A 16,942-nucleotide genomic window follows, 5' to 3' on the forward strand; every position below is an offset into this window, starting at 1 on the left:
TAGGATCGGTGAAACCTGGCGGCACGTTGGCGAGAAAGCGATGCGGCTTGCTGATGGCGCCCGTGCCGACTGTCACGATGCAGTTTGGGTGGGCACCGGCTCTAAGTCCAATTAATAGGACGGATCGATTAATACGAAAATTGCATGAATGAGGGGGCGAGGGGCGCGGGCGGGCCGCTCAGTCCCCTCAGCGCCCGGCTCGCGCCATGCGGTCCGCGCCATGGCCGGCGGCGGCACGGGGGATCTCCTGGCGCCAGCCTGCGTCGCGCAGCAGGGCGGTCATGGCGGTATGCAACTGTTGCGCCACTACGGGCTTGTGCAGCAGTGCGGCGCCACCGGCATGCACGCTGCGCAGGCGATCCGGGGCGGTATCGCCGGTGATGATGACGGTGGGCAGGGCGTAGCCCAGCCGATCGCGGATCGCCATCATCGCTTCCTGGCCAGTGCGCTCGCCGCGCAGGCGGAAATCGGCCAGCAACAGGTCGGGTCTGAAGGTGTCAAGTGCCGCCAGCGCTTCTTCCTCGGATTCCACCGCCAGGCAAACGGCTTGCCAACTCTCCAGCAGCGCGCTCATGGCGATGCGGATCTCCTGGTCGTCGTCGATCACCAGCACGCGCAACCCGCGCAGGCCGGGCCTTTGGTGCAAGCCGGCGGCGGGCGTCTCGGCGCGGTCTTCGGTCACGGGCAGGGCGAAGCGGAACACCGAGCCGCGGCCGGGCCGCGAATTCAGCAGGACCCGGGTCGACATGGTGCGGGCCAGCCCTTCCACGATGGCCAGGCCGAGTCCGAGGCCTTTGCGCTGGTCACGCTCCGGGTTGCCCAGCTGGTGGAACTCCTTGAAGATGGCGCGATGCTGGGACGCGGGGATGCCGGCGCCGGTATCCCAGACCTCGAGCACCATGCTCTTGCCCCGGCGGCGGCATGCCACCAGCACGCCGCCCTGGCTGGTGTAGCGGATGGCGTTGGCGATCAGGTTGCGCAGGATCAGCTCGACCAGCGTCGGATCGGCAAACACGGTGGCGGTGGTATCCCGGGTGCGGTAGAACAGGCCGCGCCCGTCGGCCTGCGGCGCAAACTCGTTCTCCAGCTTGTACAGCAACGGCTGCAGGTGGAACGCGCGCGGCCGGGCGGTGATCACGCCGGCGTCCACCTTGGAGAAATCCAGCAGCGTGTTGAGCATCTCGCGCGCGGCACAGGAGGCGGCCTCGATGTGCGTAAGCAACTGGCGCTGTTTGTCGGTGAGATCGGACCGGCCCAGCGTGACCACGAACAGGCCGAGCGCGTGCAGCGGCTGGCGCAGGTCATGGCTGGCCGAGGCCAGGAATACGGATTTGGCGCGGTTGGCTTCCTCGGCCTCGCGCTGGGCGTTTTCCGCGCGGGCGGTCTGCTCGCGCAATTGCGAGATCAGTTCCACGTTGGCAAAGCGCAGCGCGATGCCGTGGCGCGCCACGCGCGCGTAGTTGCGCGCAAAGATCATCAGCACCGCGAGATAGAGCGGCGTGCCGAGGAACATGGCCAGATAGGCGACATCGCCGGTGGCGATGAAGACCGCCCAGACCGGCACGATGGCCGGCACGAAGAAGCCCACGGCGACCGGCAGGCAGGCGGAGAACACCGCCAGCGCGGCCGCGCTCATGCCGGCGATCAGCGACAGGATGCAGATCACCGTCGCTGGCGACTTCATGTCCATGTACAGCCATGCCGCCAGCCCCCAGAGCACGCCGATCAGTGTGAGCAATGCCGTCATGGCGCGGGCGTAAAGACCCGCTTTGGCCTGGCCGGTGCGGCCGGGCAGCAGGCGCCGACCGAAGTGCCCGGCGGCGCAGGCCAGGCCCATGGCGAGGGCCCACGCGAAGGCGCCGGGATTCGCGCCGCCCAGCACCAGCCCGAGGGCCAGGATGAAGGCCGCCAGCGCGCAGCCCAGCATGGCGATGCCAAAGCTCTGGTCGATCAGTTCCATTTCCGCGGCCAGCAGGCGCGGTTCGTCGAAGCGGGGGATGAGCAAGGCCATGACCTACCTGCCCGTCTGCACCAGGCCGCGGCGCTGCGCCTCGAGCACCGCCTCCACCCGGCTGACCACGCCGAGGTGATCGAGAATGGCTGCCACGTGAACCCGGACGGTGTTCTCGGAGAGGCCCAGATGGTGGGCAATGATCTTGTTCGAGCGGCCCTGGCTGAGTTGCTCCAGCACCTCGAGTTGGCGCGGGGTGAGCGAGCTGGACTGGTAAGCAATGCCGCTGGCCGCGCCGTCTGGCGCGCCGACCGGATTGTCGTGGCTGTCGCTGGCCGGGTCCGGGCCGAAGTAGGTGTCGCCCTGCAGGCAGGCGGCGATGGCCACCTCGATCTGCACGCTGTCCGCGGATTTCGGCAGGAAGCCGGCAATCTCCCTGCGTGCCTCGGCCGGGATGGTCTCCAGCCCGGAGGTGCCGGATACGATCAGGATGCGCGCAACGGGAAAATGGCGGCGCAACACCTTGACGCCTTCGATGCCGTTGAGACCGGGCATCTGGACGTCGAGCAGGATGATATCCACGGTGGCGCGGCGATGCTCCTCCACCGCGCCCATGACGGAACCCGCCTCGATGATGCTTGCCACGCTTGGGCTGTCAGCCAGCACCAAACGCAGGCCGGTGCGGAACAGTGTGTGGTCGTCGATCAGCAGCAGGTGGGCGTTGAGCATGGTAGGAAGTTGGACGGCGGCCGGCGCGCCGGCAGCGGCCGTTGGAACCACGGTAGTGCGAAAGGAGCGCCGGTTCAAAGCGATCGCCAAGGGCGAATTGGACTAGATTATTACCGTGTTGTCCATTTCCCCACTAAGGAGGGGATACGCAATGCGGGACCCGGCTTGTGTTCCGGGGGGGGGGCCGTGCCGCGCGCGCCCACGCGGCTTCCGGGATGTGGCCGGAAGGCACGCCGGGGACTGCCTGTGCAATGCAAGGTGGCCTTCTAGTCCGGAAGGATTATTTCGCTCGCGGCCGCGGGGTGTCACCATACGGAAGTGGGCGATTTCCGCGACTTGCCCACACCACTTTTATTACCCACATCCACCCGGCTGTGGGTTTTTTTTGTCCGGCCGCCTCCGGGGCGGATCGGGGTGCAACCGGTTGCATCCCGATCCGCCGCTCAGTCGATCAGTTTGCCGGCGGCATCGAAGAAGGGGTGGTCGGCACCGAACGCGCCGATGACCGCCGCATGGCTCACCAGCCCATGCGCGGGATGCCACCAGTGCAGCAGGTAGCCGGGCGGCTCCATGCGAAAGCGCGAAGCGGCTTGCGGGTCGAGGTCCAGCGTGACCTGGTGCGCCGGCCCCGGCGCCGTCATGGCCACCGTGCCGCCGAAGCGGTGCGTGATGTGCCGGTGCAAATGGCCGCACAGCACGCGCTCCACCTGCGGATGCCGGCGCACCACCGCCTCCAGCAGTCCGGCGCCGTCCAGGCCCTGCTGATCCATGTGGCCGATGCCGGTGTGGAAGGGCGGATGATGGAGCATCAGCAGCGTGGGCCGGTCCGGCTCGGCCGCCAGCGTGGCTTCGAGCCACGGCAGCGCGGCGGGATCGACCCGGCCGCCAGGCTTGCCCGGCACCGTGCAGTCGAAGGCGACCAGGCGCAACGGGCCGGCTTCCACGCTGTAGTGGATGGGCGCATCGCCATCGCCGGCGGCGAACAGGTAATCGTGATCCGCGAAGACACGGCGCAAGGTAGCCCGGTGGTCATGGTTGCCCGGCAGCAGCCGCACCGGCATCGGCAGGCCTTGCAGGATGCCACGCAGGAAGCGGTATTCCTCCTCGGTGCCGAAGTCGACGAGATCCCCGGTGATGACGACCGAATCCGGCCGCTGTGGCGCGTCCAGCAACGTGTCGATGCAGCGCTGCAGCGCGCCGGCGGTGTCCACCATGCGGTAGGACAGCTTGCCGCCGGCCTTGATGTGCAGGTCGGTGATGTGGGCGAGCAGGTAAGTGCCGGCCGGATCGCCGGGGTTGCCGGGGTTGCCCGGATTGCCTGGAGTGCAGGTCAGGGAGTTCATGCTGCGAGCGCTTCGGAAAGCGTGATCAGGTGGCCGGTATCGAGGCGCAGGCCGACGCGGTCGCCCGCACGCCAGGCATCGCGCCGGGTGGTGTCGACGACCAGCGGCGCCGGTGCGCCAACGTCGACCAGCAAGCGCGTGTAGTTGCCCAGGAACAGCGCGGTGACGACCGAACCGCCCAGGTGCGCCTCCTCGGCCCGGGCCAGCGCCACGTCCTCGGGGCGGAACAAGAGTTCGGCGCGGGCCGGTTGCGCGGCGCCCGCTGCGTTGTCCTGGCGCGGCACCAGACCACCCGGCACACGCCAGACACCGGCTTCCGGCACCGCCGGCAAGCGGTTCATGGTGCCGATGAAATCCGCCACGAAGGCATTGGCCGGCGCCCGGTAGATCTGCTGCGGCGTGCCGGTCTGGGCAATGCGGCCGCGGTCCATCACGATGATGCGGTCGCCCAGCGCCATCGCCTCGGCCTGGTCGTGGGTGACATAGACGGCGGTGATATGCAGGCTGCGCAGCAACTGGTTGATGTCGGCGCGCAGCGCATCGCGCAGCTTGGCATCCAGCGCGGTCAACGGTTCGTCGAGCAGCAGCACGCGCGGCTGTACCGCGATGGCGCGGGCCAGCGCCACGCGCTGGCGCTGGCCGCCGGAGAGCTGGTCGATGCGCCGCTCGGCGAAGGGCCCGAGTTGCATCATGGACAGCATCTCGTCCACCCGGCGGCGCCGCGCGGCGGGATCGGTCCGGCGCACGCGCAGGCCATAGGCAATGTTCTCCGCCACGGTCATGTTGGGAAACAGCGCATAGCTCTGGAACACCATGCCCACGCCGCGCTGCTCGATCGGCAGGGGCGTCACATCGCTATCGCCAAACATGACCACGCCGCCGGGATCGGGGAATTCCAGCCCGGCGATGATGCGCAGCGTGGTGGTCTTGCCGCAGCCGGAAGGACCAAGCAGAACCACGGTTTCGCCGGCGCCGATGTCGAGGTCGAGGGGTTGCAGCGCCAGCGTACCGTCGGCGAAGGTCTTGCCGCAGTGGCGCAGGGTGATGGGGGTCGGTTCATGCATGGCGGGCCTCGGATGGGGAAAGCGGATCGGCGCCGGAGATTGCCCCGGCGCCGGCGCTGTCGGCAAGCGGCTGGTGCTTGCGGGCGCGCGCGCCAAGCGCGGAGAGGCCCTGCATCAGCACCAGCAGCGGAATGATCATGAAGAAAAACACGATGGTGTAGGCCGAGCCGATCTCCAGCCGCATCGATGCATAGCTATCGGCAAGACCCACGGGCAATGTCTGCGTGGTGGGCGTATGCAGCATCCAGGTCAGGTTGAACTCACCCACCGAAAGCGTCACCACCATCAGCGCGCCGGCCAGGATGCCCTGGCGGCAGTTGGGCAGAACCACGGTAAAGAACCGCTGCAGCCGGCTCGCGCCCAGGCTGGCGGCGGCGTCTTCCAGCGTGCGGATATCGATGGCCGACATGATGGACAGCACCGCGCGCACCATGAACGGGAGCGTGAACAGCACATGGCCAACCAGGATGAATACCCAGCTGGTGCGGAACGCCTGCCAGCCGCCATAGAGCAGGATCAGGCCGAGCGCGGTAGCCAGGCCCGGCACTGCCACCGGCAGCATCAGCAGCTCTTCGATCAGGCGCGTGAGGCGGCCGCGCCGCAGTGCCATGTAGTAGGCCGCCGGCACGCCCAGCACCAGCGTGCAGGCAAGGCAGGCCAGCGCGATGCCCAGCGACAGGAAGATGGTATTGCGGTAGAGCGACCATACCTCCACCAGCCAGCGCGTGGTCAGGCCGCTGGCCACGCCGATGAAGATATTGTTGGTCAGGCCGGCCAGCACCGACAGCACCACCGGGACCACCATGAAGAGGCAAACCAGGAGCGTGAGCGCGAGTTGCAGCCAGTAAGCATTGCCGCGGCGGGAAGTCGTAGTCATGGCAATCCTCATGCGGTGGCGGCGACGGCGTCGCCCGAGAACCATCGCGCCAGCGCCAGCAAGGCCCAGGTGACCGTGCCGAGCAGCACGGACAGGGCAGCGGCCATGCCGAAGTTGGCGTAGTTGGTGAACTCGTTGTAGATGGTGAGCGGCAGTACATCGAGCTGCGTCGCCAGCGTGAAGGCGGTGCCGAAGGCGCCCATGCTGGTGGCGAAGCAGATCGCGCCGCTGGAGATCATGGCGGGCATCAGGGCGGGCAGCATGACGTCGCGCACCACGCGCCAGCGGCCTGCGCCGAGCGAGCGCGCGGCTTCTTCCAGGGAGGCGTCGAGCTTGGCTACCGCGGCCATCACGGTCAGGATGACGCGGGGGATGGAGAAGTACAGGTAGCCGACGAACAGGCCGGTGAGGCCGTAGGCGAAGGTCCAGCGGTCGCCCGCTAGCCAGTCGCCTGCCATGGCCAGCAGGCCGTTACGGCCGCCCAGCATAATGACCATGAAGCCGATGACTACGCCGGGGAAGGCTAGCGGGAAGGTCAGCATGGCTACCAGCAGGGCTTGACCGGGGACGGCGTTGCGTTGGAGGAAGGTGCCGGTGATGCCGGCGATGATCAGGGTTGCCAGGGTTACGGTTGCCGAGAGCAGTACCGTTACCATCAGGCTGTGGAGGTAGCGTTGGCTTGAGATTACGGTCCAGTAGACGCTTGCGCCTTTTTCTCCGGTGATGCTGATGGCCAGGAGTTTTGCCATTGGGAGGCAGAAGAAGGCGGTGAAGATGATTAGGGCCGGGAGGGCGAAGAGGAGGAGGGGGGGGCTTTGTTTGGGCATGATTGGGGATGCTCCCGGGGTTTGGAAATCAACTTCAACTTCAACTTCAAAGGCTTAAAGTCAAAGGCGGTTTCACCCCCCCCTGCGGGGGGGCGACCTACTTTCTTGTCTTGCCAAGAAAGTAGGCAAAGAAGGCGCCCCATACGGCCTGGTACACCTTGACGGCTCGCTTCGCATCGCGCACCGGTGTGGACCGCCCCCACGGGCGCTCCACACGGCTACGCCCAGCGGGCTCTTGGGAAGAGCGATGGCGTCGCGCGGCCATCCATTCCTTTATCGGACCTCTTTCAAATACTGATCGCTGAACCCTTTCTGCGCTTCCGCCATCTTGCCGAAATCCACGGGCTTGGCGCGCGCATAGTCCGCCGCGGGCAGGAACCTGGCTTGCACTTCGCTGGGTATCGCGGCGCTGCGCACCGGCCGCAGATAGGCGTTGGCCCATAGCGCCTGTCCGGCATCGGACAAGACGAAATCGAGCACCTTCTTGCCTTCGGCTTCGTGCGGGGCCTTGTTCACCAGGCTCATCACGTAGGGCACCACCACGGTGCCTTCCTTGGGGATCACAAAGGCCACGTTGGATTTGTCCTTGTAGCGTGCGCGATAGGCATTGAAGTCGTAATCGAGCAGGATCGGGATCTCGCCGGAGAGCACGCGGGCATAGGCGGTCTGCTTCGGCACGATGGGTTGGTTCTTCTGCAGGTCGCGGAAGTATTTGAAGGCAGGGCCGAAGTTGTCCATCGAGCCGCCCAGGGCCTGGTTGATGGCGACGGCGCCGACGTAGCCGACGAAGGCGCTGGCGGGGTCGAGGTAGCCGATCAGGCCTTTGTATTCGGGCTTGAGCAGGTCGGCCCAGGATTGCGGTACGGGCTTGCCGCGCAGGGCGTCGACGTTGACCATGAAGCCGAGCGTGCCGGAGTGGATGGCGAACCAGTTGCCTTGCGGGTCTTTCAGACCGTCGGGGATGTCGTTCCAGTGGGCCGGCTTGTAGGCGGCGGTGACGCCGTCTTTCTTGGCCTGGATGCCGAAGGTCACGCCGTAATAGACCACGTCGGCGACGGGGCTGCCTTTCTCCGCGACGAGTTGCGCGAGCGACTGGCCGGAGTTCTTGTTGTCGTGCGGCACCGTGACGCCGGTCTTTTCCTTGATGGCGCGGATCTGCGAGGCCCAGTCGGCCCATTCGGGCGGGCAGTTGTAGCAGATCGCAGTTTGCGCCGCCACGCCCTGGCTGAAGGCGGCGGCGCCGAGTGCGATGGCGATCCAGCGTAGCGGTTTGGGCCAGGTACGGCTTGCTTGCATGGTGAACTCCTTGAGTAGCGGACTGGGGCTGGGGAAAGCGGGTGGGAAGGGATTCATGCCGGAGCAGCGACTGTGCCGCCCAGGCGCAGGGTGTGTGGCAACAGGGTGATGCGTCCAGGCCGGGCGCTGTCCTGTTTGCCGGCGCCGGACGGCGCGAAGCGCGCAAGCAGGCGCGCGACGGCGCGCTCGCCGATTTCGGTATTGGGTTGGACCACCGATGCCAGTGCCGGCTCCACCAGCGCGCCGAGCGCAATGCCGTCGTAGCCGAGCACGGAGATGTCGCGCGGCACGCGCAGGCCGAGCCGTTTCAGGTCCGAGATCACGCCGATCGCGAGCAGGTCATTGGTGCAGAAGAAGGCGGTCGGCGCGTCCGGCCCCACGGCCAGCGCACGGATCTGTTCGGCGTTGCTGGCCGTGTGGGTGGGCAGGCATACCGGTGGCGCGGGTTCCAGGCCGTGCGCGCGCATGGCGTCGCGGTAGCCGTCGAAGCGCTGGCGGGCACGGTCGGACGCGATGAAGGCGCCGGATACCACGCGGATGCGGCGGTGCCCGGCGGCGATCAGCGCTTCCACGCCTTCGCTGGCGCTGGCGCGGTTGTCCACCGAGACGGAATGGCGCTGGCCGCGGGCGGCAGCCTGGTTGTAGGCCAGCACGTAGGGCACGCCTTCCGCGTCGAGCTGGTCGAGCACGGCGCTGCGGGCGGCATCGGCCACGGTCAGCACCATGCCGTCCACGCGGTGGCGCAGCAGGTATTCGATGCGTTCGCGCTCGCGCGCCGGATCATAGGCGCTGGTCACCAGCATCAGCGAGTAGCCGGCGGCCAGCGCCGCGTCTTCGATGCCGCGCCAGCATTCGGCGAACACGGCGTTCTCCAGCGTCGGCAGCATCACGCCGATCATGCGGCTTTGCTGCGCGCGCAGTTTGCTGCCAAGCAGGTTGGGGCGGAAGCTGAGTTGCCGGGCTGCGTCCAGCACGCGTTGCACCGTGCCTTCGCGCACCAGCGCCGGGCTGTTGAACGCGCGGGATGCGGTGGCCAGCGAGACGCCGGCGGCCTGCGCCACGTCCGCCAGGGTGGCGGTGCCGGGGGCGTCGGGCAGGGCGGGCGATCGGTCCTGGTTGCGCTTCACGTGTGTCGTTCCGGCCTCGGTTAGCGAAGAAGGCATGCGGCAGAAATGAAAACGTTTTCATTCAAGCTGCAAAAAAATCGGGTAGCAAGCTCTTTTGCTGCTGCGGCGCATTAGTAAATTTGCGCTGCCGCAAGGCCTGACCCGGTACAGGGCGAATTCTGGCGATGCTGCATGACAGCACGATGACAGGCCCGCGCCCGCGTTCCCGGAGCCGGGTAGCCTGAACCTGCCTGCGGCCGCAGAATGTGTGAGAAGCCGGACGGCACAAAGCACTTGAAACTCCCGCGCAATCTTATTAACATGTTAAGTACAGGCGGCGCCAACGGGCGATTCGCCGCGACGATCCGCAAGCCGGGCAATGCAATGGCCGGGCGCAGAGCGGGCGCAACCAGACAGGAGCACGATGCGACAAGCCAGAATCGCTGCCGGCGGCCGGCCGGCGCGGGCAATGCCGGTGGACGAAGCCACCTTGCTGCCGTGGAACGGGGCGCGCGCCCTGGGTGAAGACGAGTTCATGTGGCAGCCCGCCATCACCGGCACGGTCTACGGCACGCTGCTGAATTTCAAGGGCGCTCTTGCGGCCCTGGGCGACAGCGTCAACGCCGCGCCGTACCAGGCGCCTCCGGCCGGACCCATCCTCTACATCAAGCCTGCCAATACGCTGGCCGCCCACGGCAGCGACGTAGCCTTGCCGCCGGAGCAGGACACGCTGGAGATCGGCGCCGCGCTGGGCATCGTGATCGGCCGCCGCGCCACGCGCATCGATGTGGCGCGGGCCGCGGACTATATCGCCGGCTACACGGTGGTGTCCGACGTCAGCGTGCCGCATGCCAGCTACTATCGCCCGGCGGTGCGCCACAAATGCCGCGACGGCTATTGCCCGATCGGCCCGTGGGTGACCGCGCGCGAGCAAGCGGGGAACCCGGATGCGCTCGCGATGGTAGTGCGCATCAACGGCGAGGAACGCCAGCGCAATCACACCGGCAACCTGCTGCGCCCGGTGGCGCAATTGCTGGCCGACGTCACCGCCTTCATGTCGCTCGAAGCCGGCGATGTGTTGCTGGCGGGCGTGCCGGAAGGCGCGCCGCTGGCGCGTGCCGGCGACACCGTGGAGATCGAGATCGAAGGTGTAGGGTGCCTGCGGCACCGGGTCGTGGCAGCCATTGGGGAGAGCGCATGAGAACCGCCCGCGTGGCCTTCGATGGCCTGGTCCACAGCGCGCAACCGGCGGGCGCGGGCGCACTGCGTCTCGACGATGGCCGTGTGGTCAGCGAGGACGCGGTGACGTGGCTGCCGCCGCTGGCGCCGCGCACCACGTTCGCGCTCGGCCTGAACTATGCCGATCATGCGCGCGAACTCGCCTTCAAGGCGCCGGAAGAACCGCTGGTCTTCCTCAAGGGGCCGGGCGCGTTCATCGGCCACCGCGCCCACACCATCCGGCCTGAAGGCGTGAAGTACATGCACTATGAGTGCGAGCTGGCGGTGGTGATCGGCAGTACCGCGCTCGGCGTCAAGGCGGCGCAAGCCTATGACTACGTGCGCGGCTACACGGTGGCGAATGACTACGCCATCCGCGACTACCTGGAAAACTACTACCGCCCCAACCTGCGGGTGAAGAACCGCGATACCTGCACTCCGCTCGGGCCGTGGCTGGTCGATCGCGACGACGTGCCGGACCCGATGAACCTGGCGTTGCGCACCACCGTAAACGGCAAACTGACCCAGCAGGGCAACACGCGCGACATGATCTTCGGCATTCCGTGGCTCATCGAATACTTCAGCAGTTTCATGACGCTGGAGGCGGGCGACGTGATCCTCACCGGCACCCCGGAAGGGCTGGCCGATACACAGTCCGGCGATGAAATCGTCACGGAAATCGAAGGCGTGGGGCGGCTGGTTAACACCATCGCCTCCGCCAGCGGATACGGCAGCGTGCGCTGATACGCCACGCGCCAACAAGGAGGAAGACATGATCAAGCATTGGATCAACGGCAAGCAGGTCGACAGCAAGGACACCTTCGTGACCTGGAACCCCGCCACCGGCGAGGAGATCGCCACCGTGGCCGCGGGCGGCGAGGCCGAGGTCAACGCCGCGGTCGCGGCGGCCAAGGCGGCCTTTCCCAAGTGGGCCAATACGCCCGCCAAGGAGCGCGCGCGCATCATGCGCAGGCTGGCGGACCTGATTACCGAGCACGTGCCGCACCTGGCCGCGCTGGAAACCCAGGACACCGGCCTACCGATCGCGCAGACCGGCAAGCAGCTGATTCCGCGGGCCGCCGAGAACTTCAATTTCTTCGCCGAGGTGTGCGTGCAGATGAACGGCCGCACCTATCCGGTCGACGACCAGATGCTGAACTACACGCTCTACCAGCCGGTGGGTGTGTGCGCGCTGATCTCGCCGTGGAACGTGCCCTTCATGACCGCCACCTGGAAGGTCGCGCCGTGTCTGGCGCTGGGCAATACCGCGGTGCTGAAGATGTCGGAGCTGTCGCCGCTGACGGCGGACCAGCTCGGCATGCTGGCGCTGGAAGCCGGCGTGCCGGCTGGCGTGCTCAATGTAGTGCAGGGCTACGGCGCCAGCGCGGGCGATGCGCTGGTGCGCCATCCGGATGTGCGCGCGGTGTCGTTCACCGGCGGCACCGCCACCGGCAAGCGCATCATCGAACGCGCCGGCCTGAAGAAGTTCTCGATGGAGCTGGGCGGGAAGTCGCCGGTGCTGGTGTTCGACGACGCCGACCTGGAGCGCGCGCTGGATGCCGCGCTATTCACCATCTTCTCGATCAACGGCGAGCGCTGCACCGCCGGCTCGCGCATCTTCGTGCAGGACACCGTCTATGACGACTTCGCGCGCAAGTTCGCCGAGCGCGCCAGGCGTTTGCGCGTGGGGGACCCGACCAGCGAGCAGACGCATGTGGGTGCCATGATCACCCAGCAGCACTGGGAGAAGGTCACCGGCTATATCCGCCTGGGCGAGCGGGAGGGCGCCACCATCCTTGCCGGCGGCGCGGAACGTCCGTCCGATCTGCCGGCGCACCTGCGCAACGGCAACTTCGTGCAGCCTACCGTGCTGGCGAATGTGGAAAACCGCATGCGCGTGGCGCAGGAGGAAATCTTTGGCCCGGTGGCCTGCCTGATCCCCTTCAAAGGCGAGGATGACGGCCTGGCCATGGCCAATGACACCGCCTACGGCCTGGCCTCGTATATCTGGACGCAGGACGTTGGCAAGGTACACCGGCTGGCGCGCGGCATCGAGGCTGGCATGGTGTTCGTCAACAGCCAGAATGTGCGTGACCTGCGGCAGCCTTTTGGCGGCACCAAGGCGTCCGGCACCGGGCGCGAAGGGGGCGAGTTCAGCTTCGAGGTGTTTGCGGAGGTGAAGAACGTTTGTATCTCGATGGGCGGGCATCACATTCCGCGTTGGGGCATTTGAGAGTAGCCGGCGCGCCGGTCGGCCGCGAACCGGCGCCATGACAAAACTGGAGACACCGCAATGGGCAAGCTTTCACTCGCCGCCAAGATCACGCACGTACCGTCGATGTACCTGTCGGAGCTACCAGGCAAGCACCACGGTTGCCGCGAAGCGGCAATCGCCGGCCACCGCGAGATCGGCCGGCGCTGCCGCGAGCTTGGGGTGGACACCATCGTAGTGGCCGATGTGCACTGGCTGGTCAACGCCGGCTACCACGTCAACTGCAATGCGCATTTCGAAGGCATCTACACCAGCAACGAGTTGCCGCATTTCATCAAGGACATGGCCTATGCCTACGACGGCAACCCCGAACTGGGCCGCCTGATCGCCAGCACCGCGACCGAACGAGGCGTGATGACGCGCGCCCATGAGATCGCCAGCCTGGAACTGGAATACGGGACGCTGGTGCCGATGCGCTACATGAACGCCGACCGCCACTTCAAGGTGGTGTCGGTCGCGGCCTGGTGCGCCTGGCACCAGCTCGACGAGAGCCGCCGCTTCGGCGCCGCGCTGCGCGAGTCCATCGAGGCCAGCGACGCCAATGTGGCCTTTCTTGCCAGCGGCTCGCTGTCGCACCGGTTCAACGACAACAACAGCCCCGAGGAAAGCATCCACCAGATCAGCCGCGAGTTCTTCAGGCAGGTGGACCTGCGCGTGGTGGAACTCTGGAAGCAGGGCGACTGGGCCACCTTCTGCCGCATGCTGCCCGAGTACAACGAGCACTGCATCGGCGAGGGCGGCATGCACGATACGGCCATGCTGCTCGGCTTGCTGGGCTGGGACAAGTACGACCGGCCCGTCGATATCGTCACCGACTATTTCACCAGTTCCGGCACGGGCCAGATCAATGCGGTCTTCCCGGTGCGCTGACGGATCACAGGATCACTGGATCACGACTCACCAACGAGGCCGCCAATGCCCCACATCATCGTCGAGTACACCGATAACATCCGGGCCGAGGCGCGCGTGCCGGCCCTGCTCAAGACCATCAACGACGTGCTGATCGCGCAGGACGGGGTGTTTCCCACCGGCGGCATCCGCTCGCGCGCGCTGGCGCTGACCGACTACCGCATGGCGGACGGCGAGGAAGACTATGCCTTCGTCCACATCACCCTGAAGATCGGTTCCGGACGCTCCGAAGCGGTAAAAAAGGCGGCCTGCGACGCGCTGTTCGATGCCGTCAAGGCGCACTTTGCCGAGCTCTACGCGCGGCGCTACCTGGCGCTGTCGATGGAACTGGTCGAGTTCAACGAGGGCGGCAGCTACAAGCACAACAACGTCCATGCCCGCTTCAAGAAAGCTTGACCGGCGCCGCGCCCGGTCAAGCTCAACGCTACCCACGGAGACCCCATGCTCAGCTCTGAGCTGATTCGCCAGCTTGCCCATCGCCTGCACGACGCGGAACAATCGCGCAAGCAGATCCGGCAGATCTCGCTGGACCATCCCGACATCACCATCGAAGACGCATACGCCATCCAGCGAGAATGGGTCGCGCACAAGCTGGCCGGGGGCCGCACCGTCAAGGGCCACAAGATCGGCCTGACCTCGCGCGCCATGCAACTGTCCTCGCAGATCGACGAGCCTGACTACGGCACCTTGCTCGACGACATGTTCTTCCAGGACGGCGCAACGATTCCCCCCGGCCGCTTTATCGTGCCGCGGGTGGAAGTGGAACTGGCCTTCGTGCTGGGCAAGCCGCTCAAGGGACCGCACTGCACGCTGTTCGACGTCTACGACGCCACCGCCTACGTGATCCCCGCGCTGGAGATCATCGATGCGCGCAGCCAGTCGATCGACCCGGACAGCAAGCGCCCGCGCAAGGTGTTCGACACCATCGCCGACAATGCCGCCAATGCCGGCGTGGTCATGGGCGGCCGGCCGGTGCGGCCCTTCGATGTGGACCTGCGCTGGGTCTCGGCCATCATGTCGCGCAATGGCGTGATCGAGGAAACCGGCGTGGCCGCCGGCGTGCTCAACCATCCGGCCAACGGCGTGGCCTGGCTGGCGAACAAGCTGCATCCGTTCGGCGTGAGCCTGGAAGCTGGCGAGGTGATCCTTGGCGGCTCCTTCACCCGGCCGGTGGCCGCCAGCCCGGGTGATACATTCCAGGTGGACTACGGCGCGCTGGGCGCCGTGGCTTGCCATTTCGCATGAATCCGAGGCCATCATGGAATTTCCCCTCAATACCTTCAAGCGCGCGCTCGCCGCGGGCGAGCAGCAGGTCGGGCTCTGGCTCGGGCTGGCCAGCCCGTACGCGGCGGAGGTGCTCGCCGGCGCCGGCTTCGACTGGTTGCTGATCGACGGCGAGCACGCCCCCAACACGGTGCCGTCCATCCTGGCGCAGTTGCAGGCGCTGGCCGCCTATCCGGTACAACCGGTGGTGCGCGCGTCCTGGAACGACACCGTGCAGATCAAGCAACTGCTCGACCTTGGCGTGCAGACGCTGCTGGTGCCCATGGTGCAGGACGCCGCCGAGGCCGCCGCCGCCGTAGCGGCCACGCGCTATCCGCCGCAAGGCGTGCGCGGCGTGGGCAGCGCGATGGCGCGCGCCTCGCGCTGGAACCGCGTCGATGGCTACCTGGGCCGCGCCAATGGCGAGATGTGCGTGCTGGTGCAGGTGGAGACGCGTGCCGGGCTTGAACATCTGGATGAGATCGCGGCCACCGAAGGCGTGGACGGCGTATTCATCGGCCCGGCGGACCTGGCCGCCGATCTGGGGCATCTTGGCAATCCGGGCCATGCGGAGGTACAGAGCGCCATCGCCGACGCCATCGCGCGCATTCGCCGCGCCGGCAAGGGGGCGGGCATTCTCAGCGCCGATGTGGCGCAGTCCCGCAAGTACATGGCCCTCGGGACGACGTTTACCGCGGTTGGGGTGGATGCCACGATGCTGGCCCGTGCGGCGGAAAGCCTGGCCGCGCAGTTCAAGGGGCAGGGCGGTGCCGGGGCCGGCGGGGACAAGACGTACTAGGGGCGCAGCGCCAGCCGGTGCTCCAAAGCCCTCTGCAATGACGACGGCTGTTACTCCCTCTCCCCTCACGGGGAGAGGGTTGGGGAGAGGGGCTGTTTGGCTAGGAGCCACTGGAAGCGGAGCCAATGGTCTTTTTCCAGCGCGACAGCGTAACCAGCGCCCGCCCTCTCCCTCGACCCCTCCCACAAGCGAGAAACGCGAGCAAACCAGTGCATCGGAAGCAGGTCCCAACCTGGCGGCAGAACGAAAAACAAGAAAGAAAACGAGGAGTCACACTATGCAAGCATCAGCCTGCCCGCCAAGCGCGCGCTCGCTCTCTATCGTGCGGCAAACGCTCCGTGCCGCGGTCCTGCTGACGGCATCGCTCTGCGGCGTCACCCAGGCCCTGGCGGCCGACCTCGCCGCGCGCTGGGTGGTGCCCTACACCGCCGGCGGCGGCAGCGACCTGGCCACGCGCATCGTCGCGCAGAAGGTCGCGCCGGTCATGCACCAGAACATCGTGGTGGACAACAAGCCCGGCGGTGCCACGATCCTGGCCGCGCAGGACGTGGCCAAGGCCCGCGCCGACGGCGCCACGCTGCTCACCGCGGGGCAGGGCACGCTGGTGCTCAACCCCGCGCTGTACCGCAAGCTACCTTACGACGCCAGCAAGGATTTCACAATGGTCACGTCGCTGGTGAAGCTGCCGGTGGTGCTTGTGGCCAGCCCGGCGCTGCCGGCAAAGACGCTGCCGCAGTTCATTGCCTGGCTGAAGGCGGCCCAGGGCAAGGCCTCCTATGCTTCGGTGGGCACCGGCAGCCCGCATCACCTGAGTGCCGAACTGATGCTGGACCGCGTGCAGGCCAGCGCGGTACATGCGCCCTACAAAGGCACGCCGCCGGCGCTGCAGGATGTGGCGGGCGGGCAGGTTGATTTCATGATGGCGGATCTGTCGGCGGCGGTGCCGCTGATCCGCGCGGGCCGCCTGCACGCTATCGCGCTGCCTGCGGAGCAGCGCTCGTCGGTGCTGCCGGATGTGCCGACCTTTGCCGAAGCCGGGCTGGCCGGATTCACGGCATTTGCCTGGCAGGGCGTGGTGCTGCCAGCAGGTACGCCGGCAGCGTCGGTCGACAAACTCAACGCGGCGATCACCGCCGCGCTGAAGGATCCGGCTGTGGTCAGGCAGATGCAGGAGCTTGGCCTTGAACCCATGGGCGACACGCGGGCAGGATTTGCCGAGTTCGTGGAGCGTGAGCGCGCGAAGTGGGGAGCCTTGATCCGCGCGCACAAGATCGTGCTGGACTGAGCC

16 protein-coding genes are annotated in these 16,942 nt (G+C 67.0%); 8 read left to right on the plus strand and 8 right to left on the minus strand.

What is annotated here, in order from left to right:
- Positions 1–187 precede the first annotated feature (187 nt).
- From ACZY0R_RS15815 to ACZY0R_RS15850, 8 genes are all read right to left on the minus strand, one after another.
- Positions 188–2,011: an ATP-binding response regulator gene (locus ACZY0R_RS15815; RefSeq protein WP_488859271.1), complete on the minus strand. Its 1,824-nt coding sequence runs from the start codon at positions 2,009–2,011 to the stop codon at positions 188–190.
- Between the two features lie 3 nt (positions 2,012–2,014).
- Entirely contained in the window at positions 2,015–2,680 is a 666-nt protein-coding gene (locus ACZY0R_RS15820) for a response regulator (RefSeq protein ID WP_488859272.1), read from the minus strand.
- 443 nt (positions 2,681–3,123) lie between these two features.
- Positions 3,124–4,023, minus strand: coding sequence for a phosphodiesterase (locus tag ACZY0R_RS15825; RefSeq protein WP_488859273.1), 900 nt, complete (start codon positions 4,021–4,023; stop codon positions 3,124–3,126).
- Positions 4,020–5,087 (minus strand): ABC transporter ATP-binding protein, encoded by a 1,068-nt coding sequence (locus ACZY0R_RS15830; RefSeq protein ID WP_488859274.1) that lies wholly within the window; start codon positions 5,085–5,087, stop codon positions 4,020–4,022. Before ACZY0R_RS15830 ends, ACZY0R_RS15825 begins: the two co-directional genes overlap by 4 nt.
- Positions 5,080–5,964, minus strand: a complete 885-nt coding sequence (locus ACZY0R_RS15835; protein WP_488859275.1) for an ABC transporter permease — start codon at positions 5,962–5,964, stop codon at positions 5,080–5,082. Before ACZY0R_RS15835 ends, ACZY0R_RS15830 begins: the two co-directional genes overlap by 8 nt.
- 8 nt (positions 5,965–5,972) lie before the next feature.
- Complete coding sequence (locus ACZY0R_RS15840) at positions 5,973–6,791, minus strand: ABC transporter permease (RefSeq protein WP_488859276.1); 819 nt, start codon at positions 6,789–6,791, stop codon at positions 5,973–5,975.
- Positions 6,792–7,064: 273 nt separating this feature from the next.
- Positions 7,065–8,087, minus strand: a complete 1,023-nt coding sequence (locus tag ACZY0R_RS15845) for an ABC transporter substrate-binding protein (protein ID WP_441629728.1) — start codon at positions 8,085–8,087, stop codon at positions 7,065–7,067.
- A gap of 53 nt (positions 8,088–8,140) precedes the next feature.
- Positions 8,141–9,214, minus strand: a complete 1,074-nt coding sequence (locus tag ACZY0R_RS15850) for a substrate-binding domain-containing protein (RefSeq protein WP_488859277.1) — start codon at positions 9,212–9,214, stop codon at positions 8,141–8,143.
- 514 nt (positions 9,215–9,728) lie between these two features.
- Between ACZY0R_RS15850 and ACZY0R_RS15855 the strand changes: the two genes are divergently transcribed.
- The 8 genes from ACZY0R_RS15855 (at position 9,729) to ACZY0R_RS15890 (ending at position 16,939) form a co-directional block, all read left to right on the plus strand.
- On the plus strand, positions 9,729–10,394 hold the full coding sequence (locus ACZY0R_RS15855) for a fumarylacetoacetate hydrolase family protein (protein ID WP_488859733.1): 666 nt from the start codon (positions 9,729–9,731) through the stop codon (positions 10,392–10,394).
- Positions 10,391–11,155 (plus strand): fumarylacetoacetate hydrolase family protein, encoded by a 765-nt coding sequence (locus tag ACZY0R_RS15860; protein ID WP_488859278.1) that lies wholly within the window; start codon positions 10,391–10,393, stop codon positions 11,153–11,155. The genes ACZY0R_RS15855 and ACZY0R_RS15860 overlap by 4 nt, the downstream gene beginning before the upstream one ends.
- 28 nt (positions 11,156–11,183) lie before the next feature.
- On the plus strand, positions 11,184–12,644 hold the full coding sequence (hpaE, locus tag ACZY0R_RS15865; protein WP_488859279.1) for a 5-carboxymethyl-2-hydroxymuconate semialdehyde dehydrogenase: 1,461 nt from the start codon (positions 11,184–11,186) through the stop codon (positions 12,642–12,644).
- Between the two features lie 60 nt (positions 12,645–12,704).
- Entirely contained in the window at positions 12,705–13,553 is an 849-nt protein-coding gene (gene hpaD / locus ACZY0R_RS15870; protein WP_488859280.1) for a 3,4-dihydroxyphenylacetate 2,3-dioxygenase, read from the plus strand.
- A 45-nt stretch (positions 13,554–13,598) separates the two neighbouring features.
- On the plus strand, positions 13,599–13,988 hold the full coding sequence (locus ACZY0R_RS15875; protein ID WP_488859281.1) for a 5-carboxymethyl-2-hydroxymuconate Delta-isomerase: 390 nt from the start codon (positions 13,599–13,601) through the stop codon (positions 13,986–13,988).
- Positions 13,989–14,033: 45 nt separating this feature from the next.
- Entirely contained in the window at positions 14,034–14,837 is an 804-nt protein-coding gene (gene hpaH, locus ACZY0R_RS15880) for a 2-oxo-hept-4-ene-1,7-dioate hydratase (RefSeq protein ID WP_488859282.1), read from the plus strand.
- A gap of 13 nt (positions 14,838–14,850) precedes the next feature.
- The gene (gene hpaI / locus ACZY0R_RS15885) at positions 14,851–15,654 is read left to right on the plus strand and encodes a 4-hydroxy-2-oxoheptanedioate aldolase (protein ID WP_488859283.1); all 804 of its coding nucleotides are present in this window, start codon (positions 14,851–14,853) and stop codon (positions 15,652–15,654) included.
- A gap of 277 nt (positions 15,655–15,931) precedes the next feature.
- Positions 15,932–16,939, plus strand: a complete 1,008-nt coding sequence (locus tag ACZY0R_RS15890) for a Bug family tripartite tricarboxylate transporter substrate binding protein (protein ID WP_488859284.1) — start codon at positions 15,932–15,934, stop codon at positions 16,937–16,939.
- The last annotated feature ends 3 nt before the right edge of the window (positions 16,940–16,942 follow it).

This window comes from Cupriavidus sp. F041, assembly GCF_057814235.1.